Source organism: Brachybacterium sp. GCM10030252 (assembly GCF_042666535.1).
Lineage (GTDB): Bacteria > Actinomycetota > Actinomycetes > Actinomycetales > Dermabacteraceae > Brachybacterium.
This window is the reverse complement of the sequence record NZ_JBHTDM010000005.1, coordinates 1-17,276: the sequence shown is the minus strand read 5'-3', so window position 1 is coordinate 17,276 and position 17,276 is coordinate 1. Positions and strand designations below refer to the sequence as shown.

At 72.4% G+C, this 17,276-nt stretch carries 14 protein-coding genes; 4 read left to right on the top strand and 10 right to left on the bottom strand.

Annotated elements, in window-relative coordinates:
- The 3 genes from ACFQRJ_RS04060 to ACFQRJ_RS04050 are packed head-to-tail and all read right to left on the bottom strand — an operon-like array spanning position 1 to position 5,410.
- Positions 1–1,632 carry a DUF5719 family protein gene (locus tag ACFQRJ_RS04060; protein WP_377017320.1) on the bottom strand — a complete coding sequence of 544 codons (1,632 nt, stop codon included), beginning with the start codon at positions 1,630–1,632 and terminating at the stop codon, positions 1–3.
- Entirely contained in the window at positions 1,625–5,098 is a 3,474-nt protein-coding gene (locus ACFQRJ_RS04055) for a hypothetical protein (RefSeq protein WP_377017318.1), read from the bottom strand. Before ACFQRJ_RS04055 ends, ACFQRJ_RS04060 begins: the two co-directional genes overlap by 8 nt.
- Positions 5,099–5,110: 12 nt before the next feature.
- A complete protein-coding gene (locus ACFQRJ_RS04050) occupies positions 5,111–5,410 on the bottom strand; it encodes a WhiB family transcriptional regulator (RefSeq protein WP_377017316.1) in 300 nt (99 codons plus the stop codon).
- 179 nt (positions 5,411–5,589) lie between these two features.
- On the opposite strand from ACFQRJ_RS04050, the gene cofE reads away from it, so the two are divergent.
- Together cofE and ACFQRJ_RS04040 are read left to right on the top strand one after the other, a co-directional pair.
- Positions 5,590–6,696 (top strand): coenzyme F420-0:L-glutamate ligase, encoded by a 1,107-nt coding sequence (cofE, locus tag ACFQRJ_RS04045; RefSeq protein WP_377017314.1) that lies wholly within the window; start codon positions 5,590–5,592, stop codon positions 6,694–6,696.
- The gene (locus tag ACFQRJ_RS04040; RefSeq protein WP_377017312.1) at positions 6,693–7,376 is read left to right on the top strand and encodes a TIGR03089 family protein; all 684 of its coding nucleotides are present in this window, start codon (positions 6,693–6,695) and stop codon (positions 7,374–7,376) included. Before cofE ends, ACFQRJ_RS04040 begins: the two co-directional genes overlap by 4 nt.
- A 23-nt stretch (positions 7,377–7,399) precedes the next feature.
- Here the strand turns inward: ACFQRJ_RS04040 and ACFQRJ_RS04035 are convergent, their stop codons facing one another.
- The 6 genes from ACFQRJ_RS04035 to ACFQRJ_RS04010 form a co-directional block, all read right to left on the bottom strand.
- Positions 7,400–8,113, bottom strand: coding sequence for an ABC transporter ATP-binding protein (locus ACFQRJ_RS04035; protein ID WP_377017610.1), 714 nt, complete (start codon positions 8,111–8,113; stop codon positions 7,400–7,402).
- Positions 8,114–8,183: 70 nt separating this feature from the next.
- On the bottom strand, positions 8,184–9,110 hold the full coding sequence (locus ACFQRJ_RS04030) for an ABC transporter permease (RefSeq protein WP_377017310.1): 927 nt from the start codon (positions 9,108–9,110) through the stop codon (positions 8,184–8,186).
- Positions 9,107–11,224 (bottom strand): glycosyltransferase, encoded by a 2,118-nt coding sequence (locus tag ACFQRJ_RS04025; protein ID WP_377017308.1) that lies wholly within the window; start codon positions 11,222–11,224, stop codon positions 9,107–9,109. The genes ACFQRJ_RS04030 and ACFQRJ_RS04025 overlap by 4 nt, the downstream gene beginning before the upstream one ends.
- Before the next feature lie 52 nt (positions 11,225–11,276).
- Positions 11,277–12,437, bottom strand: coding sequence for a UDP-galactopyranose mutase (glf, locus tag ACFQRJ_RS04020; RefSeq protein ID WP_377017306.1), 1,161 nt, complete (start codon positions 12,435–12,437; stop codon positions 11,277–11,279).
- A 135-nt stretch (positions 12,438–12,572) separates the two neighbouring features.
- Complete coding sequence (locus ACFQRJ_RS04015; protein ID WP_377017304.1) at positions 12,573–13,457, bottom strand: glycosyltransferase; 885 nt, start codon at positions 13,455–13,457, stop codon at positions 12,573–12,575.
- Positions 13,454–14,461: a glycosyltransferase gene (locus ACFQRJ_RS04010; protein WP_377017302.1), complete on the bottom strand. Its 1,008-nt coding sequence runs from the start codon at positions 14,459–14,461 to the stop codon at positions 13,454–13,456. Before ACFQRJ_RS04010 ends, ACFQRJ_RS04015 begins: the two co-directional genes overlap by 4 nt.
- A gap of 593 nt (positions 14,462–15,054) precedes the next feature.
- Here ACFQRJ_RS04010 and ACFQRJ_RS04005 point away from each other — a divergent pair.
- Positions 15,055–15,972, top strand: coding sequence for an LCP family protein (locus ACFQRJ_RS04005; protein ID WP_377017300.1), 918 nt, complete (start codon positions 15,055–15,057; stop codon positions 15,970–15,972).
- 111 nt (positions 15,973–16,083) lie between these two features.
- Here ACFQRJ_RS04005 and ACFQRJ_RS04000 read toward each other — a convergent pair whose 3' ends face one another.
- Positions 16,084–16,791 (bottom strand): glycosyltransferase family 2 protein, encoded by a 708-nt coding sequence (locus ACFQRJ_RS04000; RefSeq protein ID WP_377017298.1) that lies wholly within the window; start codon positions 16,789–16,791, stop codon positions 16,084–16,086.
- A gap of 189 nt (positions 16,792–16,980) precedes the next feature.
- On the opposite strand from ACFQRJ_RS04000, the gene ACFQRJ_RS03995 reads away from it, so the two are divergent.
- Positions 16,981–17,276, top strand: a 296-nt coding sequence (locus ACFQRJ_RS03995) for an NAD(P)-binding domain-containing protein (protein ID WP_377017296.1), incomplete at its 3' end; no start/stop codon positions are given.

Sequence of the window (17,276 nt, the reverse complement as noted above, 5' to 3'; positions counted from 1 at the left end):
TCACTCCTGCAGCCGCACCGTGAGCGGGTCGCCGCCGCTGCGCGCCGTGTGCACCGGCAGGGCTGAGAGCAGCACGCCGCCGGCGCCGTCGCTCTCGCGCTGCATCCAGGTGGCATGCACGGCACCGGGGACCTCCGGCACCACGGTGAGACCGGCCGCGGACTGCCCGTCGATCTCCAGGTCGGCGGCGACGACCGAGGTCGAGCCGCCCTCGCTGACCTCGGTCCGGACCGGGTCCCCGGCGGACCCGTCCGCGGCAATCGGGATGACGGTGACCGCGGAATCCGCCGTCGCCGCCAGGGTCAGCTCCCCCGCCGCGCCCTCGGCCGGCAGGGCCGTGATGGCGTGGGACGCGATGGCAGGCGCGGAGCCGACGAGGGTGAAATCGACCGGGCTGCCCACCGTGTCCCCCGGCAGGTCCGCGCCCGTGGCGGAGGAGCGCGTGACCGCCAGCACCGGATCCGCGGAGGTGACCGAGACGGAGAAGGTGCCATCACCCAGAGACTCCAGCGGCACGCTGACGACAGCGCCCGCGGGCACCTCGACATCCTCGAGGGCGGCCTCGTCGACCGGGCCGTCGTCACCGGCGACGTCCACGGAGGCGGTGGTGTCCGCACCCTCGGGGTTGGCGAGCACGAGGACCGGCGGGGTCCCGGCGACCTCCACACCCGGCATCACCTGCTCCTCGGCGGCGGGTGCGAGCGGCTGGAGGATCTCGGCGCCCCCGGGGGTCAGCCCGTCGCGCTCGGTCGTCTGCACGTGCATCGCCAGCGGCGCGCCGAGCGATGTGGTGCGCACGCCCACGACGTCGTGGCCACCGGCCACGGATTCCAGCAGCACCCGTTCCTCGGCGCCGGGAGCGACCACGACCTGGCTGCGGCCCTCCATCGCGGCGGGTCCGTCCTCGGTCCACACCTGCACCGAGGCCGTGGCCGGCCGCTGCGTCGGGTTGCGCAGGACCAGCGCCGAGCTGTCGCCGGTGGCGGTCGAGACCCCCAGGAACGACGCGTCCGTGGTCGGCTCGGCGCAGCGGGTCAGCGACAGGGAGCGATAGTCGCCGGCGTCGGTGGCAGTGGATTGCACGGTGTCCGCCACAGGGCGGCCACCCTGCGAGGTCGCCGCACGCACCACCGGGGAATCCTCGATGCCGGTCACGGCCTGCACGCCTGCTCCCAGGTCCTGGGCGGCGGTCCGGTCCTGGAGGGCCGTGCCGTCGCTGCCCTCGGTGACGATGTCGGGAGCTCGCACGGAGCCGTCGTCCTCCTGCAGCGTCTCCGAAGCGCTGACCTCCCCGAACAGCAGGGAGGACTCCGGTTCCAGGGCCACGGAGGAGAGGTCCACCGTCTCGGTGGGCGGGGTGACGGCGAGATCGGCGTCCGGCCCCTCCGCGAGGAGCTCCTCGGGCAGCGTGAGCGGGCCGGGGCACTGCAGCGAGGTCGCCCCCGGCTGCGACTGCGCCTCGGCGCGGGCGAGTGTCGTCGGTTCCGGCCCCGGGGTGGCGGCGATCGCCCCCACCGCGGCGGCCAGGGGAATCAGAGCAGCCAGGGCCAGCAGCGGGCGCCAGGGACCACCGTGGGGGGCGCGGCGCGATGGAGCCAGCTCCCGGTCGGTGTGCAGATCGCTCTCAGCCATACATCTCCTCCGCGGCCCGGGGGCGCACGCGCCAGGGGATCGCGATCAGCGCGGTCAGGGCCAGCACGGCGTACAGGCCGACCTGCCAGAGCAGGCGGAAGGGCTGCTCGCGATGGATGTCGATGTCGCCGCCGGTGCCGGGCGGGACGGTGAAGCCCTGCGCCCAGCCGTCCACGACGACCGGCTCGAGCTCGGTGCCCTCGAGCGTCGCCTCCCACTGGGTGTCGTAGCGCTCGGCGAGCACCACGGTGCGTTCATCCCGGGCGGCGGGAACGGTGCCCTCGGCGCCGATCACGCCGCTGTCCAGCGCGACGGGTTCGTCTCCGCCGGTGACTCGGGCGCGGGGTGCGGAGTCGATGACCCGCCACATGCCGCCACGGGCGCCTTCGGTGACCTTCTCGAACGTCGAGGAGGTGTCCAGGGTCCGCATCAGCTCCGCCTGCTGCTCCGGGTCGCCCTCGACGACGACATAGGCGACGGCGAGAGTGGCGGTGGCCTGCTGGACCTCGTCGCTCGCGGCCGCGTCGGCCCCGGAGGAGAGCATCTCGGCGACGGCACCCCGCAGCGCGGTGGAGCCGGGATCCTCGTCGGGGGCGTTTCCGGAGCGGACGGTCTCGACGTGCCGGGCGTCGTCGATCGCGGCGTGCTGGATGACGGTGTCGCCGCCATGGACGACCACGCTGGCGCCGACGGAGCCGTCGGCCTCCTGCTCGAGGACGAGCACCCGGGCGCGGGCGGAGGTGCGGCCCTGGTCCGCGGCGGCGGCCGGGACCTCGCCGCCCTCGACACGGTCCACGCGCAGCTGGCCGGGCAGCAGCGCGGTCCCGCCGACGACGGTGACCAGACAGACCGCGGCCACAGCCGCCCCCGTGATCGAGGTCAGGAGGCGACGGAGGCGGCCGTCACCCGGTTCCCGCCGGGCGAGGGCGTCGAAGCTCGCCGCGGCCCCGAGGCAGAGCAGCAGCAGGGTCACGCTCAGCAGGCCGTGCAGCGGAGCGGTCACCAGCTGCTCGTCGCCGAGGGCGGTCGGCGTCTCGCGCGCCAGCAGGACGGTCAGCAGACTCACGGCGGCCATCAGCACGCTGAAGCGGCCGACCCGCCCCGCCTGCCCGGCCAGCAGGGGCGAGAAGATCGCGGCGAGGATGACGGGGGCGACCGGCAGCACCGGTGCCAGCAGGGCGATCGTCCCGCCCGGTCCCCCCAGCTGAGGCGCCAGCGCGTCCTGCAGGCCCGGGGCCACGGGCCACAGCGACAGCAGATCCGTCGTGGAGGCGGTGCCTGCGCGGGCCGGCATACCTCCCACGGCCAGCAGCGTGCGCGGGTGGCCCAGGTAGACAGGCAGGTACGGGGCATGCAGAGCGAGGGAGGGCAGGAGGACCCACAGCAGACGGGCCCGGCGGCCGGGCACGCCGAGTGCGATGAGCACCAGCGCCACCGCCCCCAGGAGCACCAGCACCGGCTGGATCGCGCCGGCGACCAGCAGCAGCAGGCCGCCGATCGCGGCGGCCGAGATGCTCGCCTGCGAGACCTTGTGCGGGAGGCCGACGGCCCGGCCGATCGACAGCGCGATCAGAGGCAGCAGCATGTGCACCAGCAGCAGCGGCCACGCCCCGGCCGCCAGAGCGGCCAGCAGCGACGGCGCCACTGCCCACGCCGTGGTCAGCGCGAGCCGCGCCCCGACGGCGCGGGTCACGGCGCCGGCCGCCCACCAGGCGGCCAGCGCGCTCACGGGCACCGCGGCGAACACGACGATCTCGATGAACAGGGAACCGCCGAGCGGGAGATGACCCAGCAGGCGCACCAGCGGGTCGCCCGGCCCGCGCTCCCCCAGCCCGCCGGGGATCCAACTGGACCAGGCGGCCTCCCACAGCGCGCCCCAGCTCTCAGGGATCGCTCGCAGCCCGGGGCCGGTGAGCTCGCCCCTGCCGAACAGGCGGCGCAGGGCGGTCAGCCCCAGCACGGTCGCGGTCAGCGCCACCACCACGGTCCACACCAGGTGGCGACCGTAGTCGGCGTCCTCGATCCCGTGACGGGTCCCGGCGACGCCCCAGGTGGTGCGTCGGATGCGGCGGATCCGGTCGTCGTCGGCGACCAGCCGGGTCCAGGTGTCGTCGAGCAGGCGCCGGGCGCCCTCACCGCGGGGCAGGTAGAGCGGGGCCAGGCGCCCGCTGGGAACACGGGCCCGCCGACGCTCGCGAAGGCCCCGGCCCAGCACCCGAGGAGCGCGGGCGAGTGCCGCGATCCAGGCTCGCAGCTCCATCCCGGCGCGGCGCGGCGCGGAGGCGGCGACCGCCCCGGCCATCCGCAGCATCGTGCTCAGCGGCAGCACGAGCAGCATGGCCAGGGCCATGAGGAGGGAGCGATGCTTGAGGAGCACCAGGATCTGCCCGGTGCGCTGCTCCTGCAGGCGCTCCAGGCCCGGCCGCGTCGGTGCGGGGTAGAGGACCGTCGCAGCGGACTGGACCGCGACACGCTCGCCCGAGCGCCACACGCGCCGGCACAGGTCGATCTCGGCCCACGGAGCGGGCAGGTCGGGGTCCAGACCGCCCACGTCGCGCAGGGTCTGCTCGCGGATCAGCATGCCCGGCAGCGCCACGGCGAGCACGTCCTGGCGCCAGTCGGCCTGTCCCTGGTCGATCTCTCCGGGGTCGACCCCGGTGATGATGCGGCCGCCGTGGGTCAGCGTGATGCCCACGTCCACGAGGGCATCGGCATGCGGGGCGGTTCCCGGCGCACTCTCGTCGTTCCGGTCGTGATCGAGCTGGTCGTGATCGAGGCGTTCCTGGCCGGGACCGTCCTGGCCGAGGCCGTCCCGGTCGGGGCCGTCGCCGTCCGGTGCCGGCCCCATAGGACGCACGCGCTTGGCCCCGACCACGCCGGTGTTCGGGGATTCGGCGGCGAATCGCAGCTGGTGCTCGAGAGCGGTCGGCCCCGGCGTGGAACCGTCGACGACGAACCACAGCCAGGACGACCAGGACTCGGAATCGGCGCCGCCCCCGAGGCCGACGCGTCGGCCAGGGCGGGAGCGGCGCGTGCGCAGCCGCTGCGGGATGCGGGCGAGGTCCTCGGCCTGCTGGGTGCGGCGCTTCTCGATCGCGGTGCGGTCGACCTTTCGGGCGCGTCGCCGGGAGGGCCGGGCGGTGTCCTCGATATCCCCGGCGTCGACGTCGGCGGCGGGGGCGCGGCCCGACTCGCGCGAACCCCGCGAGAGCAGATCGGCGGCCTCACGCACCGCTCCCGCCGGGCCGGCGGAGGCGGATATGGTCACGACGTCGTCGACCACCCCGTCGGCGACCTGCGCGTCGAGGGCATCCTGGACGTCGTCGGAGAGATCGGAGGTGGCAACCACCACGAGGCGGTCGGCGTGCCGGGACTGGCCGGTGACGGCTTCGAGGGCTGTGCTGAGGGAATGCGCGGTCGTCGACCCGCTCAGCAGGACGACAGCAGTGACATGAGGTTCGCTCACCGGGGAAGGATGTCAGACCACCCGGCGCTTGAGCTTGCGGCGCTCACGCTCGGACAGTCCGCCCCAGATACCGAAGCGCTCGTCGTTCTCCAGGGCGTACTCGAGGCACTCGGCGCGCACCTCGCAGGAGACGCACACCTTCTTCGCTTCACGGGTGGAGCCGCCCTTCTCGGGGAAGAACGCCTCCGGGTCGGTCTGCGCGCACAGGGCGCGCTCCTGCCATGACAGCTCGGTATCGTCGGAGTCCTGCCCGGCGAAGTCGAGCAGGGACAGCTCTGCACGCGCGTCGTCCTCGACCTGTTCCTCGTCCATCGCCACCTCTCCTTCCGCTGCTGATTGCCCACCGATGACCACCGACGGCCTGATGCGGCCTAAAATACACCCGTGTAGTTATGGCCCGTCAAGCGGCACCGGCGCGTCCCGCGGCCCGGCGGTCCCGAATCACAGAACCCGGAGGATCCCTCATCGCCACCCCGCACCCTCCGTCGCGAGTGCCGCAGCACCGGCCGTCGGCCCCCGCCGGATCCTCGCCTCGCGCCCCGGGCCCCGTGCAGGTCATCCCGGTCACCGGCCTCGGGGAGATCCGGGCGGGCGAGGATCTCCCCGCCGTCCTGGCCGCCGCCGTCCGGGAGGCCGGCGTCCAGGAGGGCGACGTCCTGTGCGTCTCGACGAAGATCGTCTCGAAGTCGCTCGGCCTGTCCGTCCCCGCCGCCCGGCGTGAGGCCGCGATCGAGGCCGCGGCGGTGCGGACCATCGCCCGCCGGCGCCACACCCGCCTGGTCACCTCCGTCGTCCAGATCGCCTCGGGACCGGTGCTCGCGGCCGCCGGCGTGGACTCCTCCAACGCGCCCGAGGGCCCGCTGCTGCTGCCCGAGGACCCCGATGCGTGCGCCGCCGAGCTGCGCAGCGGACTCATCGCCGCCCTCGGCGTCCGGATCGGGGTGGTGCTGACCGACACCTCCTCGCGGGTCTGGCGGGTGGGCAGCGGCGACATCGCGCTCGGCGCCGCCGGGGTCGCCTCCCTGCAGGATCTGCGCGGCGGGGCGGACGCGGACGGGCGCCCCCTGACCGTGACCGTACGCGCCCTGGCCGACGAGCTGGCCGCCGCCGCGGATCTGGTCAAGGGCAAGGCCTCCGGGGTCCCGGCGGCGATCGTGCGCGGCGTGCCCGGCGCGACCGCTGACGACGTCCCCGCCCGCGACCTCTCGCGCACCGGAGCCGACGACTGGTTCCGCCGCCCCAGCCTCGAGTCGGTGTGGGTGGCGCTGGGGCTCGCCCCGGCCCAGGAGCCGATCGCCCGCATGTCCCCGGAACCTGCCGCGGAGCGGATCGCCCGCGCCCTCGAGGTCGCTGCGCTGCCCCGGGCGGGCCGGAGGCCGCGCACGGCCACTGCCCACCTCGCCGAGGACGCCACCGCCGAGGGCGGCGGCGAGCCGCGGCGCATCCTGGTCACTCCCGGCGGCGCCGATCCCGCAGACTGGGTCGCCGCGGGCGAACTGGCCGAGCGGGTCCGCACCGCCCTCGGGGCCGAGGCCATCGCCGCGCCGCTGCCGCCCCTGACCGTCGTCGTCACCCACCCGCAGGAGGACTCCCGATGACCGTCGACCTCTCCACCCGCCTGCTGGCCGCGCTCGAGCGCGGCGGCCCCCATCCCGTCCTGGCCTGGTACGGCGAGGCGTCCCGCATCGAGCTGTCGGGGCATGTGCTGGCCAACTGGGTGATCAAGGCCGTCGGCCATCTCCACGACGAGATCGCGCTGGAGCTCGGCGACAGCGTCCTGATCGATCTGCCGCCGCACTGGAAGCGACTGGTCCTGGCCCTGGCCTCCTGGTCGCTGGGCGCCGAGGTGACGATCGCCGACGGGCACGGCGCCGGCCCGGAGCGCACCGGGCCGCGGGTGGTGATCACCGACCGTCCCGAGTCCGAGCTCGCCGCGGATGCCGACGAGGTGCTGGCCCTGGAGCCCCTCTCCCTCGCCCCGCGCTTCTCCTCCGAGCTGCCCGCCCTCGCCCACGACTGGGTGGCGGAGGTGCGCGCCAGCTCGGACCGGCTCGGCGTGGCTCTGCCGGCCTGGAGCGGACCGGACCCGGTGGCTGCAGCAGCCGGCGACGGGACTGCGTCGACGTCGGCACCGCCCCGGCTGCTGGTGGCCGGGGACGGGCTGGAATCGGCGCCGGCCGTGCTGGCTGCCCTGCTGGCCGGGGGCGGCATCGTCGGCCCCGCCGCCGCGGTGAGCGAGCGCCAGGCGCAGGAGGAGTCGGTGACCGGCCGAGCCTGAGCCGGGCGACCCGCTCAGCCGTGTCAGCTCGCGCGGAGCGTGCGCACGGCCTCGGTGGGATCGCCGTCGTAGACGATCTCGCCCTTGCGCAGCACCACGATGCGCGAGCACAGCTTCTCGAGCATCTCGAGCTCGTGGGAGACCACGATCATCGTGCGCCCGGCCTGCTGCAGCTCGCGGATGCGCTGGAGGCACTTGCGCTGGAACGGCTCGTCCCCGACGGAGAGGATCTCGTCGACCAGGAAGATGTCCGGCTCGGTGTGCACGGCGACGGCGAACGCCAGCCGCAGGAACATGCCCGAGCTGTAGTACTTCACGTCGGTGTCGATGAACTCCTCGATCTCGCTGAAGGCGACGATGTCGTCGAACTTCGCGTCGATCTGCTCGCGGCTCATCCCGAGGATCGCACCGTTGAGGTAGACGTTCTCGCGTCCCGAGAGGTCGGGGTGGAAGCCGGCGCCGACCTCGATCAGCCCGGCGACGCGCCCGCGCAGCAGCACCCGCCCGCGGTCCGGGAACAGCACCCCGGAGATGGTCTTGAGCAGCGTCGACTTGCCGGAGCCGTTGAACCCGATCAGGCCCACGGTCTCCCCCGCATGGACGGTGAGGTCGACGTCGTCCAGCGCGAGGAAGGTATCGGCCAGCTTCTTGCGCTGCAGCGCGGAGAAGACCAGCTCCTTCAGCGCGCGATCATGACGCAGGGAGAACTGCTTGGTGACGCGCTGAATGCGCACCATCTCGCGGTCGGTGGGGACGGCTGCGGAGTCGGGGATGTCCTGCACGTTCGGGCTCACGGGCCTCCTCCCTTCACAGTTCCTGGGCGAAGCGCCGCTTGGAGCGCTCGAACACGATGGTGCCGAGGACGAAGACGGCCCCTGCGATCAGCAGTCCGGCCCACCACAGCCCGTAGGGCTCCCCGGGCGTGACCAGGGTCGGATCCGTGGGCACCTTGAGCACGACGGGCTCGCTGTAGCGCCAGAACGCGGTGTGGAACAGCTCGACCACGATCGTCAGGGGGTTCAGCTGGTACAGCCACCACCAGATCGTGCCGTCGATCGATTCCTGGACCATGGAGATCCGATACAGCACCGGCGAGAGCCAGGTGGCGACCATGACCACGAGGTCCACGAAGTTCTCGACGTCCCGGAAGGCGGCGTTCAGGGCAGCGGTGATCATGCCCAGTCCCATCGTGAACACCAGCAGGATGATCATGCCGAGTCCGAAGGCGACCGCGGAGGTGAACGAGGGGATCCAGCCCATCAGCAGCGCGCCGACCACCAGCACCAGCAGCTGCGGGACGAAATGCACCAGCGCCACGATCATGCTCGACCAGGGGAACAGCTGGCTGGGCAGGTAGATCTTCGAGACCAGCGCCTGGTTGCCGGTGATCGAGCGCGTGGCGTTGCCGAACACCTCGCCGAAGAGGTTGATGACGACGATGCCGCTGAACAGGTACACGGCGTAGGCCGGGGTCCCCTTGGACAGCTGCAGGAACACCCCGAGCGCGATGTAGAACACGATGAACTGCACGGCGGGCTTCACGTAGCTCCACACCATGCCCAGCACGCTGCCGCGGTAGCGCACCCGAAGCTCCTTGCGCACCAGCAGCCGCAGCAGGAAGCGCTCGGTCAGCGGGTTCAGCCAGCCGGCGTCCTGCCCCGGCGCCCGCCACCCCTCGGCCTGCTCGGCGCGCGAGGGGACCTTCGCAGTGCGCGGTTCGACTGCGTCGTTCACGCCGTCGAGCCTCCGCTCGTCCCGGTTGACTCCCGGCCGTCTGCGCGATCGATCTCGCGCACCGGCGCGGGGTTGTCCGCGAAGGTCTTCTCCCAGGCCTCGAAGCTGGTGATCGCCCCGCTGGCTTCCCGGTAGGCGCGCGCCAGGGCGTTCCAGCGACGGTGGAGCTCGACGTGCGCGCGGATCGCCTCGGCAAGCATCTCGCGCACCTGCTGCGGGCTGCGCTTGTACCAGGCGACCTGCGTGCCCTCGGCGTTCGAGACCAGTGCACTGTCGTAGGCCGACAGCCGCCACCACTTGGCGTCGAGGTGGGCGATCGCGGCCTGCGGGTTCTCATCGGCCCGCGGCTTGGGCGGCTTGATGAGCTGCTTGACCAGGGTCTTGGCCGTCCATGCGGGCAGCAGCACCCGGCGCGGCTCGGTGAAGGGCCGGCCCTTGCGCGGGGGCTTGTCGACGTGGACCGGCGGGTAGAGGTCCTGATCCTTCTTCGCGACCGCGTCGTCGAAGTCGGAGGCCATCGCGCGGATCTCGGGCAGCTTGGTGCCGATCGCCGGGTGCAGGGCACCGGGGCCCTCGAGCACGTCCCGCTGAGCCATGAGGCGGCCGGCCTCGGTGTAGTACTGCATGGAGATCAAGTGCTTGACGTCCATGAACTGCGATTCCTTGATCACCCGGCCGCCACGCTCGTACGGCGAGTGCAGCAGGGCCGTGATCAGGCGGTTGCGCTCGTGGAAGTAGGCCTGCCAGCCGACGAGGTCGTCCTTGTCGACCCAGCTCATGTGCCACACGCCGGCGCCGGGCAGCGAGACCGTGGGGTATCCGGCCTTCTTGGCCCGCAGTCCGTACTCCGCGTCATCCCACTTGATGAACACCGGCAGGCTGAGCCCGATCGCGCGCACCGTCTCGGTGGGGATCAGGCAGCTCCACCAGCCGTTGTAGTCCACGTCGGCGCGGCGGTGCAGCCACGGGGTCGAGCGCAGCGGGGCGAGGGTGAAGTCGTGCCCCATCTCGCTGGAGGGGTTGGCCAGTGCGGGCTGGATGCGCCACGGATCGACGACCTCGCCGAAGGTGTGCAGCACCGAACGGTTGTTGAGGTCGAACATGTGCGCGCCGACGATCGTCGGCTTCGTCGCGAAGTCGGCGAACGTGGTCATCCGGATCAGGGACTCCGGTTCGATGACGATGTCGTCGTCGCAGTTGATGACGTAGGTCGAGGTGCCCGCGGTCGCGGCCTCGTACATCCCGCGGGAGAAGCCGCCGGAGCCGCCGATGTTGCCCTGCTCGATGATCTGCAACTGCCCACCGAGGGATTCCTGGAGCGGGCCGAGCTCGTCGGGGTGGTCGGTGAGCCGGTCGGAGCCCTGGTCGACGACGTACATCACGTCCAGCAGGGCGCGCAGGTCCGGGTCCTCCGCGATCGTGCGGATGTTGTCCAGGCAGTACTCGACCTTATTCATGGTGGTCATGGAGATCGAGAAGCTGCCCTCGGTGCGGGCGAGGTCGGCGTCGGCCGTCCACTGCGCGCCCATCACCGTGAGGTCCTCGCTGCCCGCGTAGGCGTCGAACCAGTACCAGCCGCCGTCGCCGAAGGCGGTCAGCGGCAGGTCGAAGACCTGGTCGCCAGCGCCGCTGACGGTGCGGGACTCATGGCGCTGGAGGGTGCCGCGCGCGGTCGAGCGCATCACCACCAGGTGGCCGGATCCGGCGGTGCGCACGGTCAGGCGGATCCTGCGCACCGGGGTCCAGCGACGCCAGTAGGCCGCGGGGAAGGCGTTGAAATAGGTGCCGAACGAGCGCATGGCATGGGCGGGGATCCGCACGGAGTGGCGGTCGTCCAGCTCGCTGATCTCGACCTGTGCGTGCGAGCCGAACCGCGAGCCGGAGGCCTCCTCCTGCCCGCCGGCGGTCCCGGCGTTGCCGCCGAGGCCGAACGAGCCGCCGGTGACGCCCGAGCGGGCGTCCTCCGCCTCGATGTACAGCGGGACGACGTCCGGGGACGCCTCGGCGGGCAGGATCACCCGTTGCAGCAGCCGCTGCGGGGCGACGCCGTCGCTGCTGGCTGCGGAGGCAGCGGCCTCCTGGTGCGGTGCAGCAGGGGCAGGGGTCGAATTCATGGTGCTCCTCGTCGGCGCTGGTGGGGTGCCCCGGCTCGGCGGGGCGGGCGGGTCACGCCCGCAGCAGGTCGGCCAGCTTGTTGTCGGCCATGGACAGGGCCGAGCCGATGGCCATGTGCATGTCCAGGTACTGATAGGTGCCCAGGCGGCCGCCGAACAGCGTGCGCGGCTCGGCGTCGGCCAGTTCCCGGTAGGCCAGCAGGGTCTCGCGGTCACCGCCGGAGTTGATCGGGTAGTACGGCTCGTCCCCGGACTCGGCGAAGCGGGAGTACTCGCGCTGGATCACGGTGCGATCGTCCGGGTAGTAGTCGCGCTCGGGGTGGAAGTGGCGCGGCTCGATGATCCGGGTGTAGGGCACCTCCGCGTCGGCGTAGTTCATGACCGAGGTGCCCTGGAAGTCGCCCACCTCGGGGTGCTCCGTCTCGAGGTCGATGGTGCGCCAGCCCAGTCGGCCCTGCTCGTAGTCGAAGTACCGGTCGATGGGGCCGGTGTAGACGACGGGGAGGTTCCCGCGGGTGGCGTCCTTGTTCAGCGGCTGCGAGGTGTCGAAGTAGTCGGTCTCCAGCTGCACCTCGATGTCGGGATGATCGGCCATCCGCTCCAGCCACGCCGTGTATCCCTGCGCGGGCAGGCCCTCGTACTTGTCGTTGAAGTACCGGTTGTCGTATGTGTAGCGCACGGGCAGGCGGGAGATGATGGAGGCGGGCAGGTCCTTGGGATCCGTCTGCCACTGCTTGCCGGTGTAGTTCTTGATGAACGCCTCGTACAGCGGGCGACCGATGAGGGAGATCCCCTTCTCGTCGAGGTTCTCGGGATCGGTGCCGGCGAGCTCACCGGCCTGCTCGGCGATCAGCGCCCGCGCCTCGCCGGGCGAGTAGGCGGCCTGGAAGAACTGGTTGATGGTGCCCAGGTTGATCGGCATCGGGTACACCACGCCGCGGTGGTTCGTGTACACCTTGTGCTGGTAGCCGGTGAACTCGGTGAACCGGTTCACGTAGTCCCACACGCGCGGGTTCGAGGTGTGGAACAGGTGGGCCCCGTACTTGTGCACCTCGATGCCCGTCTGCTCATCGGCCTCGGAGTAGGCGTTGCCACCGAGATGGGGACGGCGGTCGATGATGGTCACCTTCGCGCCGTGCTCGGCCACCGCGCGCTCGGCGATGGTCAGGCCGAACAGGCCCGAGCCGACGATGAGGAGATCAGGAGTCGACACAGAGGATCCTTTCGAAGCAGGCGGGAGGTCCGCCGGAGACCCGATCACAGTAGCGGAGCGGGCGGGGCGCCCGAGCACGTCGGCACGGCGCGTCGGACAGTGTGGGCACGCTCATCGTGGGTTCGTGCCGCGAGGTCATTCCTGGACCGCCTTCTCCACGAACTGGCGGTATCCCAGTCGCCGGGCCCATCCGGGCGCGAAACGGTAGGCGCCGCGCAGGGTGAGGTTGCGCAGGCACAGCGCGGGCGAGGTGACCTTGTCGGCGAGCAGCCGACGCTGCAGACGCACATCGCTCGAGAACAGCCGCCAGCCTCCACGGCGCGCGAACAGCTCGTCCTCGACCCGGTAGTCGACGACCACCTCGGAGAGGTTCGCCATCCTTGCCCCGCCCAGCATCATGCGCTCCCAGAGCCAGTAGTCCTCCAGCAGCGGCAGGTCGCGGTAGCCGCCGACGGCGAGCGCGACCGAGCGCCGCATCACCACGGTGGGGTGGTGGAAGGGACTGTGGTGGGGCATGTAGGCGACGATGTCGCGGTGCGTCAGCGGACGGGTGCGCAGCGGCCCCCGGCCGGGTGCGACCCGGTCGCTGAACTCCCGCATCGCGCCGCCGAGGAGGTCGAGCGGCTCGCACTCTCCCTCGTGGCCGTGAGGCGCGGAGCCCTCCATGCGCGGGATCTGCAGGGCGAACCGCTGGGGCTGGCAGAGATCGTCGGCGTCGGCCCGGGCGACGATCTCATGGGGCGAGGCCTCCAGCCCGTCCTGCAGCGCGGCCGCGACTCCGCGATGGGTCTCGTGGCGCAGCACCCGGGCGGGGCCGAACTCGCCGGATCCGACACGCTCGACGAGCCGCTCCAGCGCCGGAGGCAGCGGGCCGTCGACGCTGAGGATCAGCAGCTCCGGCCGGAGCTCCTGCTCGAGCGTCGCGGAGGCCAGGGCCAGCTCGACGCGCGCGGGCACATCGCGCCCCCACAGGGGCATCAGGACGGCGAAGGGCGGTGTCGCGAACGGGGATGAGCTCACCGGCCGGCCGCCCGTTCGATGGCGCGGACGTCGGCCGCGATCTCCCCGTCGGCCTGCAGCACCACGGCGGTCGGGCGCGGCCCTCGGCGCAGCGCGGCCAGCAGTCCGCGGGTGCCGACTCCCAGCAGGTCGCCGCGGTGGCGCACGAGCTGTCCCGCCCATCCCAGCGCGGTGCGCCCGCCGTACAGGACCCGCTCCACGGGGGTGAAGGACCTGGTGCGCAGCAGCGCCCACAGCCGGTTGCGCACGTCGTAGTAGAAGCGGGAGCCCGGGTTGGCCTGGGCGTCCCCGAAGCGCACGGTGCGGTGCTCGACCACCGAGTCGCGCACGTGGAGGCCGCGGCCGTGGCGCAGCAGGCGGCCGGTGTGCTCGAAATCGTCGGACCAGATGAAGTAGTCCGCGCACGGGAGCCCGAGGCGGCGCACGTCCTCACCGTTGAGCAGGGCCGAGACATAGCTCGCGGTGCGGATGGGATGACCGCCCGCACGAGCCGCGTCGCGGCGCTCCTGCGCGCTCGCCCCCAGGCGCACGCGCTGACTGTTCATCGGGTGATCGCGCCCGTCGGTCCAGACCGCGCGCGAGCTCAGCACGCTCAGCCGTACCGGGGAGGCCTCCAGCGCACTCAGCAGCGCGGAGAGAGCGCCGGGCCGCGGGATGGTGTCGTCATCCATCAGCCAGATCCACTGGGCTCCGTGGCGCGCCAGGGCGCGGGCGATCCCGGCCGCGAAGCCGCCCGCCCCACCGACGTTGCGCCGCAGGTGGACGACGTCGGCCCCGATCGGGTGCTCGTCGGCCACCGTGCCACTGAGATCGCTCGAGGCGTTGTCGATGACCACCACGGCATCCGGCCGGCGCTCCTGGGCCTCCAGGGCGTCCAGGCACGCGCGCAGCAGCTGCTCGCGGTTGTAGGTGACGACCACGGCGACGACCCGTGCTGTCGCGGCGTCGGGGTGAGCGGTCCCTGCTGACGGCATCTGGCCGCCTGCGGGTGCGGATGGGGTCACGTCGCCTCCTGCTGGTGAGCGTGGCCGCCTCGGCGGCGCGGGTCCCAGTGTACGGAGACCACGACTGGCCAGGACACCGGCCGGATGCCGGACGTGTGAAGGTTCGCGGAATGTTCTCGGGACATCGCGGGCATCGGTCCGACGGCACGGACGGTCGGGCCGCACGGCCCGCTACTCTGGCGGGCGCTATACGAGACACCAGCCGGGCCCCGGCCGGAGAGGAGACCGCTGTGAGCGATCAGGAGCCGCCCCGCTCCCCGCGACGCGGAGGACCCCGCAGACCTGCGGGCAGCCGCGCCCGCGCCGGAGGCAGCGCCCGCCCCGTGCCGCGACCCGGGAACGCGGAGCCGCGGAACGGAGGACCCGCTCCCACCCGGCCGCTGCCTCGCGCCGAGGAGCCTCGGCCCGGGCCGGGCCGGCCTGCAGGGTCGGCTGGCGCTCCCGTCCATCACCACGGACAGGGATACCGCACTGCGGGGCAGGCCGGCGGCCTCGCCGATCCGGGCGGACCCGACAGCCCCGGCGGCCCTCCCCCGCCACCGCCTCCCGGGGCGGGCCGCAACCCCCGGCGCCGGTCGCGCGTGCCGCGGCCGATGCGGCTGGGTGCCACGCTGCTCGTGCTCCTGCTGGTCATCGTGCTGGGCTGGGGAGCCGGCCTGGGATTGTGGGCCAACAGCCGCATCGAGCACATCGACGCCCTCTCGGAGGCCGAGAACACGCCCGGCACGACCTACCTGATCGCCGGCTCGGACCGGCGCGGCGGTGACGCGGTCGGCGACGACGGCACCGAGGGCGCCCGCACCGACACGATCATGCTGCTGCACAAGGCCCCGGGCGGGAACAGCTATCTCGTCTCCCTGCCCCGCGACACCCTGGTGGACATCCCCGGGCACGGGGGCTACAAGCTCAACGCCGCCTTCGCCTTCGGCGGGGCGTCGTTGCTGGTCGAGACCGTGGAGGAGTTCACGGGCCTGACCATCGACCATTACGTGGAGATCGGCTTCGACGGCGTCTCGGGGATGGTCGACGCCGTGGGACACGTGAACCTGTGCATCGATCAGGACGTCGAGGACGAGAAGTCCGGTCTGTCCATGACCGAGGGCTGCCACGACGTGGGCGGTGAGCAGGCGCTCGCCTTCGTGCGGGCCCGCTACTTCGACCCCACGGCAGACATCGGTCGCCAGCAGCGTCAGCAGCAGTTCGTCGGCGCGCTGATGGACCGCGCCACCTCGCCCTCGGTGCTGCTGAACCCGATCGCGCAGGTGCGCCTGGCCGGGGCGGGCTCGGACGCCCTGATCACCAGCGAGGGCACCGGCATCTTCGCCGCCGGCCGCATGGCGCTGACGGCACGGAAGGCGATGAACGAGGGCACCACGCTGGCGATGCCGATCGAGGATCCGGAGTACCGGACGAACAACTCCGGGATCGCGATCCTCACGGACGACGACGACATCGCCGCGTTCTTCGACTCCATCGAGGACGGCTCGGCCGAGGCCCCCGCGGAGGGATAGGACGGGCTCGCGCGGAGACGTTCCCGCGGGCTCGCGCGGAGACGTTCCCGCGGGGTCGCGGAGGCGTTCCCGCGGGAACGTCCCTGCGGCCCGCGCCGCGCTTCCCGCAGGTCAGCGGAAGAGCATGTCGATGACGATGTTCACGGAGTTCAGCATCGACTGGCCCTTGGACCGGGAGTAGTCGGTGTAGAGGATGTGCACCGGGTGCTCGCGCACCGTGAAGCCGTGGCGGCCGATCTCCTCGACGATCTCGGAGGCGTGGGCCATCCGGTTCTGCTCGATGGTGAGCTTCTCGCACGCCTCCCGGCCGATCACGCGCAGCCCGTTGTGCGCGTCGGTCAGGCGCACGCCGCTGGTGAGGTTCGAGTACCAGACCGCTCCCCGCAGCACCATCCGCTTCAGCAGTCCCGGCTGGGTGCGCGCGTCGAGGAAGCGGGAACCGAGCACGATGTCGACGCCCTCGGCCTCGCGCATGGCGATCATCGAGGCGGCGTCATCGACCTGGTGCTGGCCGTCGGAGTCGAAGGTCACGACCTGCCGCATGCCCGGGTCCCTGAGCGCATAGTCGATGCCCGTCTTCAGCGCCGCTCCCTGACCCATGTTGTAGGGGTGGCGCACCACGGCGGCACCGGCGTCGGCCGCGATGGCGGCGGAGTCGTCCTGGCTGCCGTCGTCCACACAGACCACCAGCGGGTAGCGCATGCGCAGGTCACGGATCACGTCGCCGACGACCGCGCCCTCGTTGAACAGCGGGACGACGAACCAGGTGCTCTCGGCTCCCGGATCGGGCCCTTCGCGCTCGGGCTCGGACGTGCTCAAGGGCTCTCCTTCTGGGCTCCGCGCGGCCCGGATCTCGGGGCCGCGCGGACACTGCGGCTTCGACGACGTGACGGTGCGGGACTGACCTTCCCGGACGCCCGAGGAGGATACCCTGTCCCGGTGGGCCGCCGCCGGTGGCCGTCATCGCGTACACGGCGCCCCGTCGGCGCCGCAGGAGGAGGAATCGCCGTGAAGACAGCTGTCGTGGCACTGGGGAAGATCGGGCTGCCGCTGGCGGTGCAGTTCGCCGATGCAGGGCACGAGGTCATCGGCGTGGACACCAATCCCCGCCAGGTCGAGCTGATCAACCAGGCGAGAGAACCGTTCCCGGGCGAGGCGCAGCTGCAGGAGAAGCTGAGCGAACTGGTCCCGGCGGGCCAGCTGCGGGCGACGACCGACTACGCCGAGGCGATCCCGCAGGCCGACGCCGTGGTGATCGTGGTACCGCTGTTCGTGAACGACGCCACGTGGGAGCCGGACTTCGG

Coding starts and splice junctions, on each gene's coding strand:
- ACFQRJ_RS04050 (WP_377017316.1), bottom strand. CDS start 5,410: ATGGACGAGGAACAGGTCGAGGACGACGCGCGTGCAGAGCTGTCCCTG.
- ACFQRJ_RS04005 (WP_377017300.1), top strand. CDS start 15,055: ATGCGGCTGGGTGCCACGCTGCTCGTGCTCCTGCTGGTCATCGTGCTG.
- ACFQRJ_RS04025 (WP_377017308.1), bottom strand. CDS start 11,224: ATGAATTCGACCCCTGCCCCTGCTGCACCGCACCAGGAGGCCGCTGCC.
- ACFQRJ_RS04035 (WP_377017610.1), bottom strand. CDS start 8,113: ATGGTGCGCATTCAGCGCGTCACCAAGCAGTTCTCCCTGCGTCATGAT.
- ACFQRJ_RS04040 (WP_377017312.1), top strand. CDS start 6,693: ATGACCGTCGACCTCTCCACCCGCCTGCTGGCCGCGCTCGAGCGCGGC.
- ACFQRJ_RS04060 (WP_377017320.1), bottom strand. CDS start 1,632: ATGGCTGAGAGCGATCTGCACACCGACCGGGAGCTGGCTCCATCGCGC.